Consider the following 23,954-nt stretch of genomic DNA (forward strand, 5'->3'; position numbering starts at 1 on the left):
GCCCTCCTAGTTGGCGTACATGCGGATCGAGGACGGGACGATCGCTCCCTGACTGACCTTGAACCGAGCTGATTTGCCGAAGACGGGGGTGAGCGAGTTGTAGTAGGGCACCACATTGAGGTGCTTGATGAGCGCCGTCTCGGCCTGTTGCCACTGCGGGCAGCCGGCGGTGCCGACACGGGCCGAAGCCTTCTGCACGAGAGCGGCGTACTCGGGGTTGTCGACTCCGGCGAAGTTCAGGCCCTTGGGCGGCGTCGGCCCGGCCATGAACGGGACGAGCTGGTTGGGCGCGGTGAGCGCGATCGGGCCCATCGAGATGTCCCAGTTGCCCGAGCCGAAGAGCGTGCTGTTCAGTGCGGGGCTGTCCGCCGGCTTCAGTGTGACCTCGGCCCCCAGGCTCTTCCACTCCTTCTGGATCAGTTCGGCGCCCGCGGCCATGCTGGGCCCGTTCTGGGTGCCGTACATCAGGCTCAGTGTGAGCTTCTTGCCGTTCTTGGTCCGGATGCCACCGGGGCCCGGTGCCCAGCCGGCGGCGTCCAGGGCGGACTTGGCCGCCGTGAGGTCGTACGGGGGGAGGTTGCCGGTGACCGAGTCTCCGGTGCAGGCTCGTGGCTCTCCGGTGACCAGGCCCTGGGAGGGTTTTCCGGTGCCGTTGGTGATCACCTTGCCCACATCGGACAGGTGCAGTGCCTGGACCAGCGCCCGGCGCACCTTCTCGTCCGCTCCGGGGCGGGCCCCGCTCTGGTTGAAGTACAGCTCACCCAGCGGTGCCTGCACGTCGGCGTGGAACAGCTTCTGCGCGGCCAGCCGCTTCTGCTCGGGGCCGGAGACCGCGGCGGCGTTCAGCTCGCCGGACATCAGCAGGTTCGCGGCCGTCGTCTCGTTGGGGATCACCCGGATCGTCACCTTGTCCGGCAGCCCCTTGGCCCCTCGCCCGGAGGGGCCCCAGCTGTAGTCCTTGCGCCGGGTGAGCGTGTAGTGGTCGTTGGCCACGGCCCCGGTCATGGTGAACATTCCGGTGCCGCTCCCCTTGCCGCCCTTGGCCAGCACCGTGCGGTCCTTGAGGCCGTCGCCGCAGGCGATCGGCACGGAACCGACGTTGCGCAGCAGGAACGCGTCCGGGGCACCGCTGGTGAGCGTGACGGTGCGCTGCTTGTTGTCGGCTTCGGCTGTGGTGCCCGGCTGGATCAGCACACCGGCCAGGGGTGACTTGCTCTTCGGGTCACCGATGTAGTCGATGTTCGCGGCCACGTCGCTCGCGGTCAGCGGCGAGCCGTCGGAACAGGTGAGGCCGGGCCGCAGCGTGAAGGTCGCCGTCTTGAGCGTCGCCTGCCATTTCTGTGCCAGCCCGGCCTCGGGCTCTCCCTTGTCGCTGAGGTGGATCAGCGGGTCGTACAGGTAGAGGTTGATGCCGACGGCGATCGACATCACCGTCTTCGCCGGGTCGAGGGGGCCCGGGTCGGAGGCGTAGGCCGTGGTGAACGTCTTGCCGTCCGCCAACTTGCCGTCCCCTGAGGCGCTCGAGCCGGATCCCCCGCCGCAGCCGCCGGCCAGCAGTGCAGTGGCCGCCACCAGAGGCAGGGCACGTCCGGCGTGTGCCGTGGCGCCTCTCATATCGACTCCCGCCCGCTCATGGTGGGGAACTGCTTCCCTGCGGGCGTTACAGGCGGACGGTTGAGCTCATCCCATGCGGACATGCGGATCCCCACCTCCGAGGCTTCGAACCGGTGACCTCCGAAAGGTAGGACAGGGGCGGGGCCCGCACTTCGTCGTGCACGACAAGTCCGGGCGGCCCGGTTCATCGGTGCCGACGAACGGGTGACAGGCACTGGCACCGCCGGGCGCAGCCCACGGTGCCGGGTGTCCGCAGCGTGGCGTTGCCGGGGGGGCTGCTGCTGCCGGTCACCACCCTCGGACGCCATCAGCACCAGACCCTGATCGACTTCGTCTTCGGCAACCTCGACCCCGACCGGGCCGAGTGGACCGACGAGGACCGGGACATCGCGGAGATCATGGGCGGCTACTGGGCCACGCTTTTCCCTTACTCAGCAGGCCTGGTGACGACCATGCGCTCATCTGCGAGGTCTCCGACGGCAGCAGCACGGCCCCCCCATCTGCGCCATGCCCGCACCATCGACGAGGGCGGCCGTGGCCTGTTCCCCCTGTCCCAGACCGCCCAGCGCTGGGGAACCCGCTACTCAGCGGAGGGCAAAACCGTCTGGACCGCATGGCAGCCGGAGCCTGACGGCGGATGAACGCGGCGGGACATTTCATCGATACGAGCGGTACACGAAACTGATGACTTGCGGCACATCGTGATGATCCGCGCCGCATCGCTCGTTATCGCCGCGCCGTGTATGGGTCAATGAACACCCGCCGAACTCTCACACACTGGCGACGTTGATCAATTGTCATCCGTGGCCAGAAACCGGCCTGCGCGTAATTCGCACCGGCGCCCATTCTCGGGCGAACGGAACCGCATGTGTAACGCGGAACGCCCTTTCCGACGCAGACGGGAACACGGGCGTCTGCCGATGGCGCTCCGTTATCTCCTAGCCGAGGCGTGACAGGCGCGCCGGATTGGACCCCCACCGTGAACGACCCCGACCGCGTGCCTCCGCCCATGAACCAGCCGCCGTACGGCGGCTATCCCCCGAGCGGCGGTATGCCGCGCCCCGCCCCCATACGCGACTATGACTACCCGCCGAGCGGTCCGGCGCCCGCCCCTCGCCGGGACCGGCGCCGGGACGGCTCGGGCACGCGTCGCACGGCGTTGTTCATACAGACCCTCGGGGACGTCGCCGCCGTTTTTCTGGGCCTGTGGATTCTGCTCTACCTGCTCGACGCCAACCGGGCGAATCCCTTTGTCGGATTCGTACAGGGCGTGGCCGACTGGCTGGGCTGGTGGGCACAGGACATCTTCACAATGGACGTCGAGAGTTTGCGCGTCCTTCTCAATTATGGCCTTCCCGCAGTGATTTATTTGCTCATCGGCCACGGAATCGCCACGTGGATGCGCCGCGCCTCCGATGCGTAATGAATCGTGAAAGTACGTGAAGGCGGCCCGTCGGTTACTTCGGCGGGCCGTTTCAAAGCTGGTGTGCCGCTTCCCGGGTCAGCGACCAGTGCGCGCGGTCAGACGGTACCGGGCGCCTCGGCGAGTATCGAAGGACACCACGCACTCCTCGGGGCGGTCGGCACCGGCGCCGACGACGTCCACCGGGTGCGGGGTCCGGATGCGCACCGGGTTGCCGAGCAGGGAGCGCACCTCCGCGTGCGTGATCCCGTCCACCGTCCACGCAAGGTCGACCTCGAATCCGCCGCGGGCCAGCAGCCCGCGGAAAGAACCGGCGGGCCATGCTTCGGGAAGCGCAGGCAACAGGTCGATCTCGTCGGCGTGGCTCTGCAGCAGCATCTCGGTGATGCCGGAGATTCCTCCGAAGTTGCCGTCGATCTGGAACGGCGGGTGCAGGTCGAAGAGGTTGGGGGCGGTGCGGGCGGGGGTGAGCAGGTCCGACAGGTGCTTGTAGGCGCGCGCCGGTTCCAGGAGCCTGGCCCACAGGTTGATCTTCCAGGCGAGGGACCAGCCCTGACCTGCCGTTCCGCGCAGTTCCAGGCTCTTCGCCGCGGCCGCGGCGAGTTCCGGAGTCGTGCGGGGGTTGATCTGCGCGCTCGGGAAGACGCCGTACAGGTGGGAGACGTGACGGCTGTGTACCAGAGCGGCCTCCTTCCAGTCCTCCAGCCACTCCTGGATCTGGCCGAGGTATCCGATCTGCGTGGGCGCCAGGCGTTCGCGGATCTCGGTGACCCGTTCGACAAGTCCGGCATCCCGGTCCAGTACCTTCGCGGCCTGCCGGTAGGCGTCGAACAGGTCCCGCAGCAGTTGCATGTCCATGGTGGGACCGGCGCAGATACTGACGCTCTCGCCCTCGTCCTGGTGGTGGGTGACCTCGGGGGACTGCGAGGGGTTGGTGACGAGCCAGCCGGTCTTCGCGTCCACAACCAGCGTGTTGAGGAAGAACTCCACCGCGCCCTTGATCACCGGGTAGTTGCGGCTCAGAGCGCCCTTTTCGCCGGTGAAGCGGTAGTGGTCCCAGAGCATTACGCAGAGCCAGGCGCCGCCGGTCGGCCACATCCCGTACTGTGCGGCGTCCACGGGCGCGGTCCCCCGCCAGCCGTCCGTGTTGTGGTGCAGTACCCAGCCGGGTGCGTCGTACATCGCCTTGGCGGTGCGGGTTCCGGACTCGGCCAGCTCATGGACCATCTGCACGGCGGGGTCCCAGCACTCCGCCAGGTTCGCGGGGCCCGACGGCCAGTAGTTCATCTCGAAGTTGATGTTGACGGTGTACTTGGACTCCCAGGCCGGGTTGAGGCTGTCGTTCCACAGGCCCTGGAGGTTGGCGGGTTGGCCCGGCGAGCGGGAGCAGGAAGCCAGCAGGTAGCGGCCGTACTGGAAGTAGAGCGCGGCGAGCTGCGGGTCTTTTCCGTCGGCGAAGAGCGGGATGCGCTGGTCAGTGGGGAGACCGGTCCGCTCCGAGAGACCCAGGTCTATACCGACCCGGGAGAAGAGCCTCCGGTAGTCGGCCACGTGCCGGGTTCGCAGCTGTTCGTACTGCCGCCCGGCCGCTGGATCAAGGTGCCGGCGGGCTCTGGCCTTCGGGTCGGCGCCGGCGTCTCGGTAGTTGCGGTAGCTGGTTGCCATGGAGATCAGCAGGGTCACGCTGTCGGCGGCCTCGACGGTCAGCGCCCCTTGATCGGTGGAGACCTTGCCGCCCTCCGCTTGCGCGCGGGCAAGTGCGCGGAAGTGCACGGAACCGGGCAGGCCGTACCAGTCGCCGCTGACGCCGTCGAGCGCGACGGTGCGGGCGTCCACGGATGAGTCTGTCGCCCGCTGAGGGGTGGTGAAGCGGGCGGTCAAGCCGATAGCACCCGGGGTGTCGGCGGTCATCCGCACGACGATGACCTGGTCGGGGGTGCTGGCGAAGACCTCGCGCACATGGCGTACACCGCCGCGCGTGTAGCTTGTGCGGACGACCGCCTCCTCCAGGTCCAGCTCGCGTTCGTAGTCGGTCACCTCGCCCGTCCCGGTGAAGGTAAGTTCGAGGTCGCCGAGCACCTGGTAGGCGACCTGCTCGGAGGGGCTGCCGATGAACTTGGTGTCGACCAGCCGCTGCGCCTGGTTCCACTTCTCCTCCACCACCAGGCGGCGGATCTCGTCCAGTTGTGCTCCAGCGCCGGGACGGATGTAGTCGTGCGGACCGCCCGCCCACACGCTGTCCTCGTTGAGCTGTAGCCGTTCGGTGTCCGTACCGCCGAAGACCATGGCGCCGATCCGGCCGTTGCCGACCGGCAGTGCCTCCAGCCACTCCGCGGCCGGAGCCTCGTACCACAGGCGCATCGGGTTGGGGCCGTGGACGGAGCCGGCGGCCGGAGGTTCGGCGGTGTCAGCCACGCCCGGTGCGGCCTGCGCGGCTCCCGCGCTCAGGGCGACCGCCGCAGCTGATGCTCCGGCAACGGCTAGGACGTTTCGTCGGGACAACTCGGACATGGGGTGCCTCCATTGTGTTGTGCGGGCAGTAGGCGTGCCGATCCGGCCGCGCGGGCGGCGGGTGCCGTCCGCAGCCGGCCCGGCGGCGGCGCAGCCAGGCCGGCTTTGCGCGCGACCACCCGACCGGTGTCGTCGCGCGTCACTTCGAAGAGAGCCTCCATCGGCAGCGGACCGTTGGACTCGCATGTGCTCCGGCGCCCGGCCGGCGCGGCGCCGCCGCGTGGGGTGGTGGTCCCAGGCAGCCCGCGTAGTTCGGCGGCGTGACATGCCCCAACGGGGGTACGGGCCCGTTCGTCCGGACCGTCACCGGTCGCGGCGACCGGGCCCGTACTCCTCGGGGTGTCCGGTCAGCGACCGGTCACTGGGTGTCGCCCTCGGGCAGCGAGTACGGGAAGGACGCGGTGACGCCGATCTTCTCGTACTCCATCTTCGATGTGTCGAAGTCGTCTTCCCAGTTGGCGTTCTTGACGTCGTTGCACTGATAGCTCTGGTACTTCTGGTCGGTGACCTTGCCGACTTCGATGTTCTCGAAGCTGAAGCCACAACCGCCGGCGTCCATGTGCACGCCGCGGGTACCGCTGTCCGGCATGGAACTGTCCGGGATCACGTCACCGATGACGACCTGGCGCACATGGTTGTCGATCGTGTGCGGCTCGAAGTTGCTGACGCCGTAGGCGTAGAAGGCGCCCATGTCGCCGCTGTCCAGGCCGGTTTCGTCGATGCGCAGGTATTCGAAGGTGTTGTCACGGGCGTAGTCGTCCTCGGGCGCGACCTCGGGCCGCACTTCGAGGCTCACGCCGTAGCGCGCGCTGTGCTTGATGTGGCTGTGACTGATCGTGTTGTGACCGGTGTTCTGGAGCTCGATACCGGAGGCATCGCCTGGCACCAGTTCGCCGTAGTGGGTGATGTAGTTGTTGGTCAGCAGGTGGCCGTTGGAGGTGTTGCCCTCGCCCGGATACGGCCCCTCTACCTTGATCCCGTCGCCGCCGATGTTCTCCAGCAGGCTGTCCCGGACCGTCAGTCCGTCGTTCGCGAAGAGGGCGTACACCGCGTGGTACCCGGTGTCGGATATGTGCAGCCGGGACAGAGTGATGTCCTTGCTGTTGGTCACGGTGACGGCGCCGAAGCGGTTGCGAGGCAGCTCGATCTGCCGGTCGTACTCCGGATACTTGTGCGGTTCACCCGAGTCACCGTCGCTGATCCAGCCGTAGCGGTACCAGTCGACGAAGTCGGTGTACTGGAGGGAGAGCCCGTCGAGGGAGATGTTCTGCACGCGCCGGTCGGGGTCCGGCCCGGCCAGATTGAACAGGGTCTTCACGGTGGGCCGCAGCACGGTGACGTCATTGATGTCGCCGCGCGGCTTGTAGTAGACCTGTCCCTTCTTGAAGTCCATGTAGTACTCGCCCGCCTGGTCGAGAAAGTCCAGCGAGTTCTGCAGGAAGTAGCGTGAGCCGCCGCGGGAGTTCATGAGTGCGTAGCGGGTCCAGTACTTCAGCGTCATCTGGTTCTTCGCCGGGTTCCAGTCATGGATCGGAACGGTGTCGGTGAACCAGCTCCAGCTACCGCCCGACCACACGACCGCTTGGGCGTTGCTGAGGTCCCAGCTCGCGTCCCAGTCACCGGGTTTGGAGTACAGCCACTGATGGACAGCCTCCTTCTCCGGCTCCTCGAGCACGGAGGTCATGTAAGGAGCCCACTCGTCGTCGGACCTGCGGTTGGGGTAGCGGGCCGTGGTGGCACGCTTGCCGTCCTCGAAGAGGGTGTAGAAGGGTTTGTCGGTGCCGACGTCGGCACGGTAGATGCCGTCCTTGTACTCCTTCCATCCGGTGACCGGAGCAGCACCCATCACGCGGGCCTTGCCGGGGCCGTCGTAGGAGCGGTACACGACCCGGTGTCCATCGACGCCCGAGTCGCGGTCGTCGAAGTCGATGGTCTTGGAGACCGGGTAGTCGCCCGCGCGCAGGTTGACGTTGATGTCGCAGTGCATCCGGCCGGAGCGGTTGAGACCCTTGTCGCGGATGTGGTCGCGGGCTTCTGCAATGGTCTTGAAGGGGCGGCTCTTTGTGCCGTCGGCCTTGTCGCTCCCGTCGGGCGCGACGAAGAGATCGGTGGCCTTGCAGTCGGCCGGCTTCGCATTCGCGCTCGCGTGCGGGACATTCAGCGTCGCCCCGCTGACCAGCAGGGCGCCGGCCGCAAGCAGCAGCGGAAGTCTTGACCTTCGACTTACGAGGGTGTTGATGGGCATGAAGCCTCCTTGCCACGTGCGTTCTGTGGCTTTGTCGTTCGGCCCTGGACGGGTGGACGCCAGGTGTGGGCACAGGTCGTGCCGCACCCGGGCGTGCTCCTGTACGCGGTGACGAGGTCTGATCACGTCACCGCGGCTTCACGTTCGGCCTGTCGTCGCTCGCGGTCACCGGGCAGCAGGAACGCTCCGCCGGGCCATACGTACGTGATGGGCGCAGGAATGGATTCGGCCGGGCATGCGCGGGCACGGTGTGCCGTCGCGTGGGCCGTCATGACGGGGGGCAGTTGCCCCCTTCGGTGGATTCCAGGTGTCCTGGGCCGGGCTGGGGATGGTGTTCAGAGCGGACGGACAACGTGGCGCCGGCTCTTCCGGGCCCCACCTCGCCGGTCCTTCGTTCACGCAGCGTTTCCTCCTCGGCGGGCATCGCGGCGCACGATCTAGTGGGTCACTGATCGAGCACGATAAGTAAGATGTTCGGGCCCAGGCTCCGTCAATACACCGGCACGAACAATAAGTTGATGTGTGCGGGACTGCGTTACTGCGGCCTTCCGAGTCATAAATCCACGCATCTATGGAGTGGCGATGCCATGACAGTTCCCGATCCGCAGGCGTTTCCCCAGCTCAGCGAGGAGGACCGGGCTGCCCTGTCCGACTACTCACGTCAGCCACCCGGGACACTGCGGCTGCGCAGCAGCATCGTCCTGGCGTGCGCCGAAGGGCTGACCAACGTGGAGGTGTCCCAGCGGCTCCAGGTCAGTCCCGCCACCGTGGCCAAGTGGCGGGCCCGCTACCTGCGTCGGGGCATGCCCGGGCTGAGGGACGCACCCCGCTCGGGCCGACCGCGCAGCGTCACCAGGCGGGAGGCGGAGGCGCGCATCGCCGCTGTGCTCGCGCAGGCCGATAACGGCTCGCCGGTGCCCTCCACCCGCTCCCTGTCGGACACGCTGGGCCTGTCCCAGTCGACAGTGGCCCGCATCTGGCGGGAACAGGCCGCCGAGCTGCCCGAGCCGACACGGCCGCGGAACGCCGGGCCCAGCCCGGGGGCCGAGCCGGACGGGGACGGACCGGCGCCGGTCCCGGCTCGCATGCCGCGCCGGCTGCTCTCCGACCACGTGTACACGCTGCTGCGCGACTGGATCGTCAGTGGTGAACTCGTGCCGGGTCAGCGCCTGGTGGAGTCGGAGATCGCCCGACGGGTCGGAACCAGCCAGGCCCCGCCCCGTGAGGCGATCAAGCGGCTGGCGTACGAGGGTCTGGTGATTTCCCAGCCGCACCGGGGCACGCGCGTCGCGCGGATCTCCGAGCAGCAGGCCCAGGACGTACGGGACATCCGGGTCATGTTCGAGGAGTATGTGGCCCGCCGAACCGCCGGCCGGCTGGACGCCGAGCACACACAGCTGCTGACCGACGACGTGGCGCAATTGCGCCGATCTGTGGACGAGGGTGATATTGCAGCCTTCCGCAGCGCCGACATGTCCTTTCACCGCCATGTATGCAAGGCTTCCGGCAACGACGCGCTGATCCGCCTGTGGCGCATGATCGAGTCCAGTCTGTGGGATCTCCATGTGCTGGGCGACCCCCGCTATGTCGGCGGCTGGGGCGCGTTGGCCGAGCACCACGCGGAGCTCTTGGACGTCCTGCGCTCCGGCGACCCCGATGTCGCCGGGCCGATGTTCGCCGCCCATGCCGCGGGCGAGGTGGACCGCTACCTCCCCGATCCGGCCGAACCCGGCGCCCCTTCCGGGCAGTAGAGCGACCGCGGACCACCAGCCCATCTCACCGAAGGACACATCCGTGAGTGATCCGACACGCAGAAGACTCCTCCGCTTCGGAGCCATGGCCGCCGCCGCGGTCCCGCTGGCCCACGCCACGGGGGCGGCGGCCGCCGGCCGGCCGGGCCCCCGCTTCCCCGACGTCTGGTTTCCCGTCACCGCCCACGGCGCCGTGGGCGACGGCGTCACCGACTGCACGGCCGCGATCCGCTCGGCCCTACGCGCCTGCCACGAGGCCGGTGGCGGACACGTGCTGATACCCGCCGGCCGCTGGGTGACCGGCGCGATCCACCTGCTCAGCGGTGTCGACCTGCATGTCGCCGAGGGAGCGACGGTGCACTTCAGCACCGATCCGGCCGCCTACCTGCCGGTTGTGCGGACGCGCTGGCAGGGCATCGAGGTACACAACTACTCGCCCCTGGTCTACGCCTACGGCCAGCACGACATCGCCGTGACCGGCCGGGGGGTCCTCGACGCGCAGAGCGACAACGCGCACTGGTGGCCCTGGAAGGGCTCCGGACAGTACGGATGGCAGACGGGCATGCCCAACGAGCGTGCGGACTGGGCGACTCTGGAGCAGTGGGGCGCACAGGGAGTTCCGGTGACCGAGCGCGTCCTGGGCGAGGGGCACTTTCTGCGCCCCAGTTTCATCCAGCCCTATGCGTGCAGCAATGTCCTGATCGAAGGCGTCACACTGCGCAACTCCCCGTTCTGGAACATCCATCCGGTGCTGAGCCGGAACATCGCCGTCCGTGACGTCCGCGTGGAGTGCCAGGGCCCCAACAGCGACGGCTGCGATCCCGACTCGTGCGAGAACGTCATGATCGAGCGGGTCACCTTCGCCACGCACGACGACTGCATCGCCATCAAGTCCGGCCGTGACCAGGACGGCAGGCGTGTCGGGGTCCCCTCGCGACACATCCGTATCCAGGACTGCGTGTACCTCAGCGGCGGGGCCGCGGTGGCGATCGGTAGCGAGATGAGCGGCGGGGTATCGGACGTGGTCGCGCGGCGGCTCAGCCTGCCGTTCAACCCGGATCTGGACGAGGCGTCCGTCGCCTCGGTCCTGGCCGTCAAGTCGACGCCCACCCGAGGCGGGTACGTGCGGAACGTCCGGGTCACCGACGTCGACGCGCCGGCCTGGACTTACGTACCCTTCGAGGTCACCTTCCAGTACGCCGGGGACACCGGCGGGGTGCTGCCCGCGGAGGTGTCGCGCCTGTCTGTGGCCCGCTGGTCGGTGGGCGGTCGCTGCGAGTACCCGGTGCGTGTCCGCGCCCGTCCCGAAGCGCCGGTCAGCGATGTCCGGCTCGACCGGCTGACCTTCGGCGACGCCGCGCAGAGCATGGTGCTCCAGTCCGTCACAGACCTGTCCATGCACCGCGTGACGGTCAACGGCCGCCTCGTGGAAGGTCCCGTGTGAAGCCGGCCTTTCAGGTCATCACTTGTATGATACGTTACGACTGTTGAGGGGGGGCGGTGCAGGGCCTCCCCCCGGCCGTGCACCGCCATTTCCCTGCTCGAAGGACACACACCCCGAAACATCAGCACGGTGCGGTCATCGAGCGCGAGCCACGTGCCCAGGCACACTCCCCCACGGTCCGCGCCCGAGTTTCCGGACTACGAGTCACCGGCCCGGGGCGCATCAGCCACCACCGTGGTGTCCCGGAGGCGAAGGTGCCTCCGCCCAGGGGACGGCGAACGAGCACACAGAGGGGGAGCAGATGAAGATCACCGGATACCGGACCCTCCGGACCGTCCACAACTGGGGCCGCCCGGTCGGGGACGCGAACGGCTTCGTCGCGGGCGGTGTCACCGAAGTCCCGGTCGTGTTGGTCGAGACCGACGGCGGCCTCACCGGGGTGGGCCTCGGCGCCCACGCCGAGGCGCAACGCATCTTCCCCGCCATCGAGGGCCAGGATCCGCGCGCCGTCACCGCCCTCTACGACCGGATGCTGGCCCAGACGTTCAAGAGCGGCCACGGCGGCGCCGCCTTCGGGACCATCGGCGCCTTCGACATGGCGCTGTGGGACCTCAAGGCGAAGATGGCCGACGAACCGCTGTGGCGCACACTCGGCGCTGCCGACCGTTTCGTTCCCGGCTACGCCTCCGGCCTGGACATCGCCCTCTGCGACGAAGAGTTGGCTGCGCTGTACTCCGGCTGGGCCGAACGCGGCTTCACGGGCGCCAAGATCAAGGGTGGTCTCGACACGGACCGCGACATCCTGCGGCTCGGCGCGGTGGCGGAGGTGCTGCGCGCCAACACCCGTTCTCCCGCCCTGATGCTCGACGTCAACGAGACCTGGGGCAGGCACCAGGCGGTACGGCTGCTGGCCCGCATCGAGGACCGCGTCGATCTCACCTGGATCGAGGAACCGGTACGCCGGTGGGACGTGGCAGGGAACCGGGCCGTGAGCCGTGCCGCGCGCACCCCCGTCGCCACCGGCGAGAACCTGACCGGGCTGGAACAATTCCGTCCCCTGCTGGCCGGAGACGCCGTGCAGGTGGTGCAGACCGGAAGCGTCTGGGGCATCACGCACTTCCTGCGGGTCGCCACCCTCGCTCACGGACACGACCTGCCGGTCAGCCCGGTCGGCTACGAGGCCAACCCACTGGCACACGCTGCCGCCGCGGCCCCCAACCATCTTGTCACCGAAGTGCAGGACACCTCAGCACCGGTGGGACTCACCGTGGACCAGGTGATCGCCGACGGCGGCATCGTACTCGGTGATGCCCTGGGCCTCGGCATCACGGTGGACGAAGCAGCCGTCGCGCGACTGAACGAGACCGCCGGTTGGGCCCAGCCCGACGGACCCCATGTACGTCCGTCCGTCGCTGGTCTGCGTCTTGTGGCCGAGCCCGGCCTCGACGGCCGGGCTGCCGGCGACCGTGTCCGAGCCACCGTCGAACGCCTTCCCCGCGACGGTCACACCGAGAGGGGGATTGCCCCGTGACGCGCCCCCGCGCCGTCTTCGCCATGAACCCGCCGGGCCTGACCCGCGCCCTCTTCGACGAAGACGCCCTCACCCGCATGCGCGGTGCCGCCGATATCGACACCGACCTCGTCCTCACGGAGCTGGAATCCCCGCAGTCACGGGACGCGCTGGCCGGGGCGGAAATTCTCGTCGCGGGCTGGGACGCGCCCGTCGTCCGGGCGGCCCATCTGCCGTATGTCTCCCGGCTGCGAGCCGTGGTCTACGCGGGCGGGGTCGCCGCGACTTGCCTGGAGGAGCCCGAATTCTTCGCCGTCCGCGGCGTGGTCGCGGCCAACGCCCGCGTCGCCAACTCCGGGCCGGTGGCAGAGTACACGCTCGCCGTGATCCTCCTGGCCGGCAAACGGGTACTCCCCGCCGCGCGGGAGTTTCGGCGGGCCAGGAACCTTCCGGACCACTTTGCCGCGCCCCCGACAGGCGGGAACTACCGGCAGACCGTAGGCATCGTCGGAGCCTCCACCGTGGGCCGCGCGGTGCTCGCCCTGCTCCGCCCCTTCGACCTGGACGTGCTCCTGTACGACCCCACGCTCACGACGGAAGAGGCCATCTCCCTCGATGCGCGGCCGGTGACGCTCGACGAACTCATGAGGAGCAGTCAGGTGATCTCCCTGCACCAGCCGCTGACCCCCGAAACCCGAGGTCAGATAGACGCACGGCGGCTCGCCCTTATGCGCGACGGAGCGACGCTGGTGAACACCGCGCGGGGAGCCGTCGTCGACCAGGACGCCCTGACGGCAGAGCTGCGCACCGGCCGGATAGACGCCGTGCTCGACGTCACCGATCCGGAGCCGCCAACCGCCGACAGCGAGCTGTGGACACTGGACAACGTCGTTCTCACCCCCCACATGGCGGGCTCCATGGGCGGTGAGCTGCACCGCATCGGCGATTCCGTCGCCGACGAGGTGGCACGGTTCGCCGCAGGCCTCCCATTCGCCCACCCGGAGGACCTCGCGGCCTCCGGGCGCGCCAGGGTTCGGTGAGAAGGATGCGTACCCGTACCTGCGCCCGCGGTCTCGCACTGACCGAACTCGGCCTGGGAGCAGCCCAGTTGGGCAACCTCGCCCGGACGACCAGCGACGAGGACGCCCAAGGCGCCGTCGACGCGGCCTGGGAGAGCGGCGTCCGCTATTTCGACACAGCCCCGCACTACGGGCTCGGACTGTCCGAACGCCGCCTCGGTGCAGCGCTCGCCCAGCGCCCCCGGGCCGAATACACCGTCTCCACCAAAGTGGGCCGACTGCTGGTGCCGAGCCCGCAGACCACACACCTCCAGGACGACGGCGGTTTCGCGGTGCCTGCGGCCTTCCGTCGCAGCTGGGACTTCAGCCGGGACGGGATCCTGCGGTCCCTGGAGGGCAGTCTGGAGCGTCTCGGCCTCGACCACGTCGACATCGTCTATCTCCACGACCCCGACCACCACTGGCAGGAGGCCTCCACGACCGGCGTCGACACCCTCATCGAACTGCGTGACCAAGGCGTGGTGACGGCGGTCGGCGTCGGCATGAACCAGGCCGCCATGCTCACCGAGTTCGTCCGGCGCTGCGATGTCGACGTCGTCATGGTGGCCGGTCGTCACACCCTGCTCGACCACGCGGCCCAGGACGAGTTGCTGCCGCTTGCGCAGGTACGCGGCGTGGGCGTCGTCGCCGCCGCCGTCTACAACTCCGGGCTGCTTTCGGCCCCCCGCCCACCACTGCACGCTACCTACGACTACCAGCCGGCCTCTCGTGAACTGCTCACCCAGGCGGCCGTGATAGCCGACGTCTGCGAAGATCACGGCTGCAGCCTGCCGGAGGCCTCCATTGCCTACCCCCTGCTTCACCCCGGGGTCATCTCCGTGGTGCTCGGCGCGCGGGACGCCGGCCAGTCCCGTACCAACGCCGACCGGCTGGCGGCCTCCGTCCCCGACGCGCTCTGGGACGAACTGACCCGCCTCGGTCTGCTGCCCGACGGGTACGCTGCGCAGGCGGCGGGAGGACGGTCATGACCGTCATCGACGCCCACCAGCACGTCTGGGACCCCATCCGCGCTCCGTACGACTGGCTCGGCCCTGCCATGGCACCGATCGACCGGGCGATGGGGTTCGCAGACGCGCGGCCCGCGCTGCGGGCAGCCGGCGTCACGGCTACGGTGCTCGTGCAGGCCGCCGACAACGACGCCGACACCGACCACATGCTGGCCACCGCGGCGGCGCACCCCGAAGTGGTGGCCGTCGTCGCCTGGGTTCCGCTGGACGCCCCCGGCCGGGCCCGCACCCGCCTCGCGGCGCTGCGCCGGGACCCCCACGTGGTGGGCGTACGCGCCCTGGTCCACGAGGATCCCGACCCGGACCGGATACTCCGCCCGGACGTCGGCCAGGGACTGGCGCTGCTCGCCGAAGCGGGTATGACGTTCGACTACGTCACCTCGTCGCCCGCGGCCCTGGCCCATGTGCCGGAGCTGGCCGCCCGTCATCCCGAGCTGCGTCTGGTCATCGACCACCTCGGCAAGCCTCCGGTGGGCGGCGGCGCCGCGGAGCGTGCCGCATGGCGACGGCTGATCGCCGCTGCCGCGCGCCACCCCTGCGTCCACGCCAAGGTCTCCGGCCTCTACGCCAACCGCTGGCCCCTCGGCGCGTGGACGGTGGAACAGGTGCGCCCGTTCGTCGAGGACGCGCTGGAACTCTTCGGTCCCCGCCGTCTGATGTACGGCGGCGACTGGCCCGTCTCACTGCTGGCCGGCGGCTACGAGCGCACCTGGGAGGCGTGCCGGAAACTGCTCGCCCCGCTGGATTCCGACGACCGCGCGGCAGTGCTGGGCGGCACGGCCGCCCGCTTCTACCGCATCAATGCCGGTCTGCTGGATGCCGCACGCGCCTCGGCCGTGTAAACCACCCCGGAGGGAACGCCATGGAACACCGCACGACCAGGCCGGACACGGCCGCACTCGCCGGCTGGCTGCACACCTGGGTGACGGACGAAGGGGCGATCAACGGCTTCCACAACCACAGTGTGTGGGGCACAAACCCCTTCACCTTCCTGGATTTCACCTGCGGACACACCACTTTCGCGGGCCCGGCCGTCGGTGCCTTCGGGCAGGCCGTGGCCGAGCAGCCCGACGAGCGCGGCATCGAGCTGCTGCGGCGATTGCTGCGCTACCAGTCCGTCGAGCTGCAGCCCGACGGCCAGTACCAGCACATCGGCTTCCAGGTCGGCGAGTCGGCCACCACCGGCCTCATCCACAACGCTGTCGGCAGCCTCGGCATGCTGCTCGCCCTGAAGCACGCCCGCCATCTGCTGCCCGCCGTCGAGGTGCGCGCCGCGCTGGCAGCCGTCCGCCACAATCTCGACGCGTGCGAGATGTACGGGGGCGGGCGGGCCGGCGAAGACGGTACCTGCAACCAGGAGTACGCCCGGGTCTGGGTCAAGCAGCTCTACACGGAGCTCTCCGACGACAAGACCTACTCGGACCAGATACCCGAGGACCTCGACACCCTGGTCCGGCTCTTCCACCGCCGCGGCGTGCCCGACGCGGACAGTGCCGGCACGTTCCGCACCGTACGGGACCGCGCCGAGGGCGGCATTCTGGAACCGGCCGAGTACTACGGCCTCATGATCGTCCCTCTGGTGCTCGGCTACCGCGCTCAGGGCGACCCGGAGCTGCTGGCCGAGGCGAAGCGCCTGTGCCGGCATGTGGCCCGCTCCGCCTGGACCGACACCACCGGCGCCACCCGTTACCACCGCTACTGGTACGTCCTGGGCGACCGTCTCCTGAAAACCGACACGCCCATGCTGATCGCGGGCATGGGGCTGACTCTGTACGGCATCCACGAGGTGCTGGCCGAGGGACCGGACCCCGAACTGGAAGCGTTCACCGAGGCGTGCCTGGCGACCTATGCCGGCTACCAGACGCCCGGCGGCTACTTCGCCTCCGCGAGCGGCTGGCACAACGAGGCCGATATCGCCCCCAGCACCGCCTGGCACGCCCACGATCTGATGTTCCTATTGGCCAGGCTCGGTCCGGGTGAAGGTTTCTGGGACAAGGTACTCGCACCCAGGGACCGGCAGTCGGTGCTGGTCAGCGACCGCGCGTTCTGGGCCGAGTCCGGTGTCCACTGGTGCGTGCGCTCCCCGCTGACCGCGGGGGACCTGCACATCTACGGCCGCAAGGACAAAGGCACCTTCACCCGGGAGTTTTTCGCCTGGACCGACCGCGAGCCGCTGCCCGAGGACCTGCGTTACCCGGGTGCACCCGAATTCTTCGTCGCCAACGACGGCATCTACCGCGTCGACGGCGACGAGGCCCCCACGGACATCACGGCCGTCGGCCCCCTGCCCTACCGGGGGCGGCTGTGACGCCCGACCCCAATGACCACGCCTCACTGTCCAGTGGATGTTGATCCCCAGCTTTCCCTACCGAGGAAAAAAGAGATGACAATGATGTCTGCCAACCGAGGGAGCAAAGCGCGCGGCGTCGTCCTTGCCGCCGTGGTTCCGCTGATGCTCCTCACAGCCTGCTCGTCCGGCACCGGCGCGTCCGGCAGCAAGGACGGCGAGATCCGGATGATGGTCAATCTGACCGACAACCTCGATCAGTCCTACTGGGAGAAGCTGGTCAAGCCGTTCGAGGACAAGACCGGCCTGAAGGTGAAGATCGAGGGTCCGACCGGTAAGTCCGTCGCCGAGTCCTTCCCTCAGCAACTGGCCGCGGGGACCGCTCCCGACGTCATCCAGTCCATCTTCCCGGACGACGACACGGCGCCGGAGCTGGTCGACCTCAGCGGTGAGGACTGGGCCAAGGACACCCCGATGTTCGACGAGTACGCCATCGGTGACGCGCACTACGCGGTCGGCGTCGGCACACAGCCGCAGTCACTCGTCTACTACAACAAGTCCGCGTTCAAGAAGGCCGGCATCACCGCGACTCCCACGACCTGGAAGGAGCTGACCGACGACCTGGGCAAGCTGAAGAAGGCCGGCTACACGCCGATGCAGACCGCCGGCGACTACCAGACCGGCCTCCAGCTCCAGCAGATCTACCACCCGACGCTCAACCAGCTCCACCCGAAGTGGCAGAGCGCCGTCAAGGACGAGAAGCTCACCGTCGGGGAGACGTACAAGCCGGCATTCCAGATGTATGCGGACTGGATCGACGCCCATTACATAGCCAAGAGCGACGTCGGCCTCAACCCCTCGCAGGCGGACGGCAACTTCGTCGCCGGCAAGGCAGGTCTCTACACCAACGGCAGCTGGTTCGCCGCCACTCTGGCCAAGGCCGGGACGCTGCCCTTCGATGTGGGCGTGTTCTCCCCGCCGGCCGCCGACGGCAAGAGCTATCCCGGTCCGCAGGGCGCCACCATGGCCAACCCGTACATGGTGCACAAGGGCGCGGCGGACGAGGACAGCGCCAAGCAGCTGGTCGAGTTCCTGGTCACCGACCCGGCGGCCGTCAAGGCGCAGCTCGGCTCCGACGGGGTGTTCCGCAAGGACTCCGACGTCAAGCAGACCGGTGTCGGCTCCCAGATCCAGGCCATTCTGGACGATGCTCCGGCGCTGGTCGCCGTCGGTGAGGGCCAGGGCAACGTCCGGCTGCCCGTGACCGGCTTCAACCCCAAGTTCACGGAGGTCGCGCAGAGCCTCTACACGGGAGCGAGCCCGGCCGACGCGGCCAAGGCCATCGACCAGTGGGTCGACGAGAACCGCTGACCATGGCACGCAAACTCTCTTCGAAGCCGCGGGGATGGCGCCACGCGGCCGCCGCCGTCAGTATGGTCGTCCCCGCGGTTCTGATATACGCCGCCCTGCTGGTCGTACCGGTGATCTACGCGTTCTACTACAGCTTCACCGAGTACAACGGATTCCCCACCCGTGTCCCCGAGTTCATCGGTCTCGACAACTACCGCACCGTCTTCAGCTCCGACGACATGACCAGCACGATGGTCATCACCGTCGTGGTGGCCGTGGTGGGGGCGATCGCCGTCAATCTCGCGGCGCTGAGTCTCGCGTTGCTGCTGCAGCGCACCAACCGGTTCAACACCTTCGGCCGTGTCGTCATGTTCTACCCGCACGTGCTCAGCGCGCTGGTCGTCGGCTTCCTTTGGCAGGCCATCCTCGGGCCCCAGGGCGTGGTCAACACCATGCTGGAAAAGGTCGGCACCGACAGCCTGCCCTTCCTCAGCGACCCTGACTGGGCCCTGTGGTCGATGATCCTCGTCATCGTCTGGTCCCTGTTCGGCGTCCAGCTGGTCCTCTATCTGGCGGGGCTCCAGGCCGTGTCGGCGGATCTTCTGGAGGCGGCGAAGCTCGACGGCGCCGGCCGGTGGCAGACCTTCCGTGCCGTCACCTGGCCTTCGCTGGCGTCCACGGTGACGGTCGCCGTCATCACCTCGGGAATCTCGCTGCTGAAGACCTACGACGTCGTCGTGTCGTTGACCGGGGGCGGTCCCGCGGGGTCCACCAAAACCCTCGCCTACTCGATCCTGGCGGTCTCGTTCCCGCAGCGGAACATCGGCCTGGCATCCGCCCAAGCCGTGCTGCTGATCCTCGCGGCTGCGGTCCTGTCCCTCACGGTCCTCTTCCTGCGCAGGCGCGCCGAGGACGACGCGGAGTCCATCGGATGAAGAAAACACTCACCTCGGCCGCCACCCTGCGGGTGGCGCTCATCACCCTGCTGGCCGTCGGCATGCTCGTGCCCATGTACATCCTGGTGATCAACGCCTTCAAGAGCCAACAGGACATTCTCAGCAACCCGTTCACGCTGGACCTCGGTACGGCAACGTTCCAGCACCTCGCGGACGCCTGGAACAACCCGGACTTCAGCATCCTCAAGGGCTACGGCACCACCATCGCGCTGGTGCTCTGCGTGAACGTACTGGCCATGGTGGTGTGCGCCCCCGCCGCGTACGTACTGGCCCGCACCCCGACGCCGGTCTCCCGGCTGCTGCTGTTCTTCTTCATCGCGGGGATGTTCATCCCGACCCAGGTGATCCTGGTGCCGGTCATCTTCGTGCTCCGCGCCGTCGGGCTGATGGGCACGATGCCCGGTCTCATCCTGTTCATGACGGCCACCACCATCCCGTTCACGCTGTTCGTCTTCTTCGGCTACATCCGGATGCTGCCCCGGTCGCTGGACGAGGCCGCGTCGATCGACGGGGCCGGCAAGTACTACACGCTGTGGCGGATCATCGTGCCACTGATGCGGCCGATCATCGCTACCGTGTTCATCCTGAACTCGCTGAGCGTGTGGAACGACTTCGCCAGCCCGCAAATGATCCTCGGTCCCGGCAGCGGCGTCTACACCGTCACCACCGGCGTGTACGCGGCCGTCGGCCAGTACTCCACGGACTACACCAAGGTGTTCCCCACCTTGCTGCTCGCCGTGATCCCGATCCTGGTGATCTTTATCGTGATGCAACGTCACGTCATGAGCGGCCTCGCGGCGGGAGCCGTGAAGGGATGATCCCGGCCACCGCGCCCGGCCGGCGGAGGTCCTTCCCGAACCGGCCCTGCCTCCCCCGAAGGAGTCCCCTGCCATGCCCGCACCCCATGCCCCGCGCCGCGTCGCCTCGGTGATCCGCTTGCTCCCGGAACAGGAGGCGAAGTACCGGGAGTTGCACCGCGTGGTCCCCCAGCCGGTGCTGGACGCCCTCTTCCGCGCCCACATCACCTCGTACTCCATCTTCCTGCGCGACCACACGTTGTTCGCCTACTACGAGCACACCGGCGACGACTACGAAGCCGACATGGCCGCCGTCGCCGCCGATCCGGACACCCAGCGGTGGTGGACACTCACCGATCCCTGCCAACAGCCCCTGGACTCGGCGGAGCCCGGGGAACGCTGGGTGCAAGCCGAAGAGGTCTTCCATCTGGATTGATCCGCGACCCTCCGCTCTGTCCGGTCTTCTCCGGCGCTCCGGCGACGTCTGCGGACAGCCAGGTGCGCCCGTGGATGGACTCGCGTCAGGTCCCGGACGTGCCAAGCGGCCGCCGTCGAGCCCATGCGGAAGTGATGTGGTCCCGCATCGCCTCGGCCGCTGCGTCGGCGTCCCGGGCGATCAGCGCGGCTGCGACCCGTGCATGCGCCTGGTGCGTGAGCTCGATGTCCTCGCGCGTCGGGTCGCCGCTGTACTGGGGGGAGCGCACGGCCTTTCCCTGGATGCTCGACACGATGGCGCGCCCGAAGGCGTCGCGCGACGCGCGGTGGATAATCTCGTGGAACTCGATGTCGGCGCGGGAGTAAGCCGCCGGGTCGTCCCGGAGGGTCGCGAGCTCGTCGAGCTTGGACGAGAGCGCTGCCAACTGCGCGTTCTCTATGACCCGGGCGGCGCGTGCGGACATGGCACACTCCAGAGTCGTCCTGATCTCGATCAGGTTGTCGAGGAAGAACAAACGGTCCTTCCGCTGGAAGAGAGCGTCGAGGATCAGGGGGTCGAGAAGACTCCACTGCTCCTGATCGAGCACAACTGTCCCCCAGCCCTGGCGAGTCGCGACGAGGCCCTTCTCGGAGAGCGTCGTGGTCGCTTCACGGATGACGGTGCGGCTCACCTCGTACTGCTCACACAGGTCGCCCGCCGACGGAAGCGCGGTCCCGGGCGGATACTCGCCGAGCACGATGGCCGTCGCCAGGCTCTGCACGACGGCAGCGGCGAGGGGCGGCCGGCGCCGCTGATGGCGGGACACGGCAACGGCGTCCGCGGATGGATTGCTCATCTGGTCAGCGACTCCCCATGTGTGGTGCGAGTGTGCCCGGCCCCCGCTGTGCGAGGACTCAAGGCTAACGGAACGTGCAAAGTCATCACTCGTATCATAAGTGATGAGCGATAGCTCCTGGGAGGGGAACGGCCGCACCGCGCCGCATCCGCGGTGAGGGCGCACGCGCTCCCCGCCGGGGCCACGGTGGGCTTCACTCACCGGCGCGAACGTCGAAGGCGGGCTCGGCATCGACCGGGACATAGGGTGGGTGCTGACGCCTCGGTCCTCTCCCCCACCGACGGCCGGTGGGACGAACCGGACGAGTTCCCCGTGGTTGGACGCGCCGCTCGGCCCGGCCACCGCGTCGCGGACCTGGAAGTGCCGCCGACGGCGAGGATGGTGGACGGCGCCCGGAGTGCACGGTCCGCTCCATCAAGAGCTTTCGCGGGCGACGATCCGGTAGCCCACGTCACGGTGTGGCGCGCTGACCGGGGCACCGCGCATCCGCTTCAGCAGAAGCTCGGCCCCCAGCTCGCCGATGAGAGTACTGGGTACCGCCACCGTGGTCAGCGCCGGGACGAGGTGCCGGGCCAACTCGAAGTCGCCGAAACCGGCCAGAGCGAGCGTGCCCGGCACGTCGATCCCCCGCCGCACACACGCCTGCAGGGCTCCGGCGGCGAAGACGTCGCTGGAGAACATCACAGCGTCGGAGTCCGGATACCGCTCCAGCGCCAGGTCCAGCAAGGCGACGCCGGTATCCATGGTGACCGGCTCCGGTCCCGCGTCCACCGTGCGCGGGGCCGCCCCCAGCAGCTCGCGGACGGCGGTCGCGTAGCCGTCGAGGCGTTCTGCGGCCCGGGGATCGCCGGAGGTGTGCCGGCCCGCGAACGTGATCCTGCGCCGGTCCCGCCCGGCGAGATGCGCGACCATCGCGGACGCCGCCGCCGCGTTGGAGAAGCCGACCAGCAGATCCACCGGCTCGTCCGACCAGCCCCAGGTCTCCACCACGGGGACTCCGGCCGCCCCCAGCAGGGCGAGGGTACCCGGGGTGTGGTCGGTCCCCACCATGAGCAGTCCGTCAGGCCGCCGACCGAGGAAGCTGCGCAGCACGTCCTCCTCGTGCTCCGGCTGATAGTCGGTCGTGCCGACGAAGATCTGGTAGCCATCGGCAGCGAGGGCGGTCGAGAAGGCGTGGACCGTGTCCGCGAAGACCGAGGCGTTGATCTGCGGAACCAGGACACCGACGGTGCGGCTCCGGTTCGACGCCAGGTTGCTGGCTGCGAGGTTGGGCACATAGCCGGTCGCTGCGATGGCCGCCTCGACCTTGGCGCGGGTCGCGTCCGGCACCGACCGCGGGTCGCGCACGACACGGGAGACCGTCTGGGCCGACACACCGGACGCCGCCGCCACGTCCGACAGGGTCACGGAACGGGTCGCGGAACGCTTGCGGGGGCGGAGGGGCGGCTGAGTCACACCGGAAACGATATCCAGTGCTCCCGCCGCTGGCCCCTCTTCCCGGTGCTGCCGACCGGTCGTCACGCCGTGCGTCACAGTGCTCCCCGAGCGGACAGCGACCGCATCAGATCGGCGAGGCCGAAGTTCCACGGTTCGCAGGCGTCACTCGGCCTGATCCGGTTGACGAGTGCGCCGAGTCGGGGCGTGGCGATGGTGACCAGGTCACCGTCGTGATGGGTGAAGCCCTCGCCCGGTGTGTCACGGTCCTCCACGGGTGCGAACATCGTGCCGAGGTAGAGCACCGCGCCGTCGGGGTACTGATGGTGCGGGCCGATCAACTGGCCGACGAGTTCAAGGGGATCGCGGCTGATGGCAGACATCGAGGACACCGCGTCGAGCCGGTACCCGTCGTCGCCCTCGACGGTCAGGGTCACCGCCGCCTTCCGCACGTCGTCGATGCCGAAGCTCCGGTCGAAGAGCCGCACGAACGGCCCGAGGACCGCCGAGGCGTTGTTGTCCTTCGCCTTGGCCAACAACAGGGCGGAACGACCCTCCACATCTCGCAGATTGATGTCGTTTCCGAGGGTCGCGCCCACCACGGCCCCGGCGGAGGAGATGACGATCACCATCTCCGGCTCGGGATTGTTCCACCGCGACGAAGTGAGGACCCCGGCGTCCGTCGCGCCACCGATCGCTGCGAGCACCGGGGACTTGGTGAAGATCTCGGCGTCAGGCCCGATGCCGACCTCCAGGTACTGGCTCCACATTCCCCGGGCGACCATGAGCTCCTTCAGCGCGGCGGCCTCCTTGGAGCCGGGCCGCAGGGACGCCAGGTCGTCGCCGAGCAGGCCGCGGATACGCTCGCGCACTTCGGCTGCTCCGGACGCCTCGCCCCGTACGCGTTCCTCGATCACCCGCTCCAGCATCGACGCCACAAAGGTCACGCCGGCGGCCTTGACCGCCTGTAGGTCCACCGGTGCGAGCAGCCAGGGATGTTCCGGATCACGCGTGCCTGGCGGGGTGTTGACCAGCAATTCGTCGAGTCCGGCGATGCGCTCGCCGTCGGCCGCCCGCAACTGCGCGGCCGGGTCGGGTGTTTCGCACAGATCCCGGACGGTCGGGAAGGACGCCGTCACGTCGTGCACGCCGCTCTCGCGGACCGCGACGACGGAGGGTCCGATGCCGGATCGCCAGACCCGGCCGACGAGTGCCCCCTCGGTACCGTCGTCCGGCAGGGTGGTCGCGGCGTCGGGCCAGTGTTTCATGACGTTC

18 protein-coding genes and 1 pseudogene are annotated in these 23,954 nt (G+C 68.7%); 13 read left to right on the plus strand and 6 right to left on the minus strand.

Going from position 1 to position 23,954, the window contains the following annotated elements; genetic code table 11:
* Positions 1-6 precede the first annotated feature (6 nt).
* Positions 7-1,614, minus strand: coding sequence for an ABC transporter substrate-binding protein (locus tag AB0436_RS28790; RefSeq protein ID WP_366470877.1), 1,608 nt, complete (start codon positions 1,612-1,614; stop codon positions 7-9).
* A 457-nt stretch (positions 1,615-2,071) separates the two neighbouring features.
* Between AB0436_RS28790 and AB0436_RS28795 the strand changes: the two are divergent.
* Together AB0436_RS28795 and AB0436_RS28800 are read left to right on the plus strand one after the other, a co-directional pair.
* Positions 2,072-2,255: pseudogene (locus AB0436_RS28795) on the plus strand (ATP-binding protein); the annotation flags it as partial.
* A 338-nt stretch (positions 2,256-2,593) separates the two neighbouring features.
* Positions 2,594-3,037, plus strand: coding sequence for a hypothetical protein (locus AB0436_RS28800; RefSeq protein ID WP_366470878.1), 444 nt, complete (start codon positions 2,594-2,596; stop codon positions 3,035-3,037).
* Between the two features lie 78 nt (positions 3,038-3,115).
* Here AB0436_RS28800 and AB0436_RS28805 read toward each other — a convergent pair whose 3' ends face one another.
* Positions 3,116-5,548, minus strand: a complete 2,433-nt coding sequence (locus tag AB0436_RS28805; RefSeq protein WP_366470879.1) for a glycoside hydrolase family 95 protein — start codon at positions 5,546-5,548, stop codon at positions 3,116-3,118.
* 358 nt (positions 5,549-5,906) lie between these two features.
* A complete protein-coding gene (locus AB0436_RS28810) occupies positions 5,907-7,793 on the minus strand; it encodes a right-handed parallel beta-helix repeat-containing protein (RefSeq protein ID WP_366470880.1) in 1,887 nt (628 codons plus the stop codon).
* A 587-nt stretch (positions 7,794-8,380) separates the two neighbouring features.
* Here AB0436_RS28810 and AB0436_RS28815 point away from each other — a divergent pair.
* From AB0436_RS28815 to AB0436_RS28865, 11 genes are all read left to right on the plus strand, one after another.
* Positions 8,381-9,544: an FCD domain-containing protein gene (locus AB0436_RS28815; protein ID WP_366470881.1), complete on the plus strand. Its 1,164-nt coding sequence runs from the start codon at positions 8,381-8,383 to the stop codon at positions 9,542-9,544.
* Between the two features lie 43 nt (positions 9,545-9,587).
* Positions 9,588-10,988, plus strand: a complete 1,401-nt coding sequence (locus tag AB0436_RS28820) for a glycoside hydrolase family 28 protein (protein WP_366470882.1) — start codon at positions 9,588-9,590, stop codon at positions 10,986-10,988.
* Between the two features lie 301 nt (positions 10,989-11,289).
* Complete coding sequence (locus AB0436_RS28825) at positions 11,290-12,519, plus strand: mandelate racemase/muconate lactonizing enzyme family protein (protein ID WP_366470883.1); 1,230 nt, start codon at positions 11,290-11,292, stop codon at positions 12,517-12,519.
* Positions 12,516-13,538, plus strand: a complete 1,023-nt coding sequence (locus tag AB0436_RS28830) for a hydroxyacid dehydrogenase (RefSeq protein ID WP_366470884.1) — start codon at positions 12,516-12,518, stop codon at positions 13,536-13,538. The genes AB0436_RS28825 and AB0436_RS28830 overlap by 4 nt, the downstream gene beginning before the upstream one ends.
* 5 nt (positions 13,539-13,543) lie before the next feature.
* Positions 13,544-14,545: an aldo/keto reductase gene (locus AB0436_RS28835; protein WP_366470885.1), complete on the plus strand. Its 1,002-nt coding sequence runs from the start codon at positions 13,544-13,546 to the stop codon at positions 14,543-14,545.
* Positions 14,542-15,426, plus strand: a complete 885-nt coding sequence (locus AB0436_RS28840; protein WP_366470886.1) for an amidohydrolase family protein — start codon at positions 14,542-14,544, stop codon at positions 15,424-15,426. Before AB0436_RS28835 ends, AB0436_RS28840 begins: the two co-directional genes overlap by 4 nt.
* A 20-nt stretch (positions 15,427-15,446) precedes the next feature.
* Positions 15,447-16,892, plus strand: coding sequence for a hypothetical protein (locus tag AB0436_RS28845; RefSeq protein ID WP_366470887.1), 1,446 nt, complete (start codon positions 15,447-15,449; stop codon positions 16,890-16,892).
* 75 nt (positions 16,893-16,967) lie between these two features.
* A complete protein-coding gene (locus tag AB0436_RS28850; protein WP_366470888.1) occupies positions 16,968-18,242 on the plus strand; it encodes an ABC transporter substrate-binding protein in 1,275 nt (424 codons plus the stop codon).
* A 2-nt stretch (positions 18,243-18,244) separates the two neighbouring features.
* Positions 18,245-19,156: a sugar ABC transporter permease gene (locus tag AB0436_RS28855; RefSeq protein ID WP_366470889.1), complete on the plus strand. Its 912-nt coding sequence runs from the start codon at positions 18,245-18,247 to the stop codon at positions 19,154-19,156.
* Positions 19,153-19,995 (plus strand): carbohydrate ABC transporter permease, encoded by an 843-nt coding sequence (locus tag AB0436_RS28860; protein WP_366470890.1) that lies wholly within the window; start codon positions 19,153-19,155, stop codon positions 19,993-19,995. The genes AB0436_RS28855 and AB0436_RS28860 overlap by 4 nt, the downstream gene beginning before the upstream one ends.
* Positions 19,996-20,068: 73 nt before the next feature.
* Positions 20,069-20,410, plus strand: coding sequence for an L-rhamnose mutarotase (locus tag AB0436_RS28865; RefSeq protein ID WP_366470891.1), 342 nt, complete (start codon positions 20,069-20,071; stop codon positions 20,408-20,410).
* A gap of 85 nt (positions 20,411-20,495) precedes the next feature.
* On the opposite strand, the gene AB0436_RS28870 is transcribed toward AB0436_RS28865, so the two are convergent.
* From AB0436_RS28870 to AB0436_RS28880, 3 genes are all read right to left on the minus strand, one after another.
* Complete coding sequence (locus tag AB0436_RS28870; protein WP_366470892.1) at positions 20,496-21,245, minus strand: FCD domain-containing protein; 750 nt, start codon at positions 21,243-21,245, stop codon at positions 20,496-20,498.
* 414 nt (positions 21,246-21,659) lie between these two features.
* Positions 21,660-22,700: a LacI family DNA-binding transcriptional regulator gene (locus AB0436_RS28875; protein ID WP_366470893.1), complete on the minus strand. Its 1,041-nt coding sequence runs from the start codon at positions 22,698-22,700 to the stop codon at positions 21,660-21,662.
* Positions 22,701-22,774: 74 nt separating this feature from the next.
* Positions 22,775-23,947: a fumarylacetoacetate hydrolase family protein gene (locus tag AB0436_RS28880; protein WP_366470894.1), complete on the minus strand. Its 1,173-nt coding sequence runs from the start codon at positions 23,945-23,947 to the stop codon at positions 22,775-22,777.
* Between the last annotated feature and the right edge of the window lie 7 nt (positions 23,948-23,954).

The organism is Streptomyces sp. NPDC051322, from assembly GCF_040689485.1.
Classification (GTDB): domain Bacteria; phylum Actinomycetota; class Actinomycetes; order Streptomycetales; family Streptomycetaceae; genus Streptomyces.

What these genes read in the sequence shown, in the direction of transcription:
- AB0436_RS28790 (WP_366470877.1), bottom strand. Translation starts at nt 1,614, where the DNA reads ATGAGAGGCGCCACGGCACACGCCGGACGTGCCCTGCCTCTGGTGGCG.
- AB0436_RS28805 (WP_366470879.1), bottom strand. Translation starts at nt 5,548, where the DNA reads ATGTCCGAGTTGTCCCGACGAAACGTCCTAGCCGTTGCCGGAGCATCA.
- AB0436_RS28810 (WP_366470880.1), bottom strand. Translation starts at nt 7,793, where the DNA reads ATGCCCATCAACACCCTCGTAAGTCGAAGGTCAAGACTTCCGCTGCTG.
- AB0436_RS28815 (WP_366470881.1), top strand. Translation starts at nt 8,381, where the DNA reads ATGACAGTTCCCGATCCGCAGGCGTTTCCCCAGCTCAGCGAGGAGGAC.
- AB0436_RS28825 (WP_366470883.1), top strand. Translation starts at nt 11,290, where the DNA reads ATGAAGATCACCGGATACCGGACCCTCCGGACCGTCCACAACTGGGGC.
- AB0436_RS28835 (WP_366470885.1), top strand. Translation starts at nt 13,544, where the DNA reads ATGCGTACCCGTACCTGCGCCCGCGGTCTCGCACTGACCGAACTCGGC.
- AB0436_RS28840 (WP_366470886.1), top strand. Translation starts at nt 14,542, where the DNA reads ATGACCGTCATCGACGCCCACCAGCACGTCTGGGACCCCATCCGCGCT.
- AB0436_RS28845 (WP_366470887.1), top strand. Translation starts at nt 15,447, where the DNA reads ATGGAACACCGCACGACCAGGCCGGACACGGCCGCACTCGCCGGCTGG.
- AB0436_RS28850 (WP_366470888.1), top strand. Translation starts at nt 16,968, where the DNA reads ATGACAATGATGTCTGCCAACCGAGGGAGCAAAGCGCGCGGCGTCGTC.
- AB0436_RS28855 (WP_366470889.1), top strand. Translation starts at nt 18,245, where the DNA reads ATGGCACGCAAACTCTCTTCGAAGCCGCGGGGATGGCGCCACGCGGCC.
- AB0436_RS28860 (WP_366470890.1), top strand. Translation starts at nt 19,153, where the DNA reads ATGAAGAAAACACTCACCTCGGCCGCCACCCTGCGGGTGGCGCTCATC.
- AB0436_RS28865 (WP_366470891.1), top strand. Translation starts at nt 20,069, where the DNA reads ATGCCCGCACCCCATGCCCCGCGCCGCGTCGCCTCGGTGATCCGCTTG.
- AB0436_RS28870 (WP_366470892.1), bottom strand. Translation starts at nt 21,245, where the DNA reads ATGAGCAATCCATCCGCGGACGCCGTTGCCGTGTCCCGCCATCAGCGG.
- AB0436_RS28880 (WP_366470894.1), bottom strand. Translation starts at nt 23,947, where the DNA reads ATGAAACACTGGCCCGACGCCGCGACCACCCTGCCGGACGACGGTACC.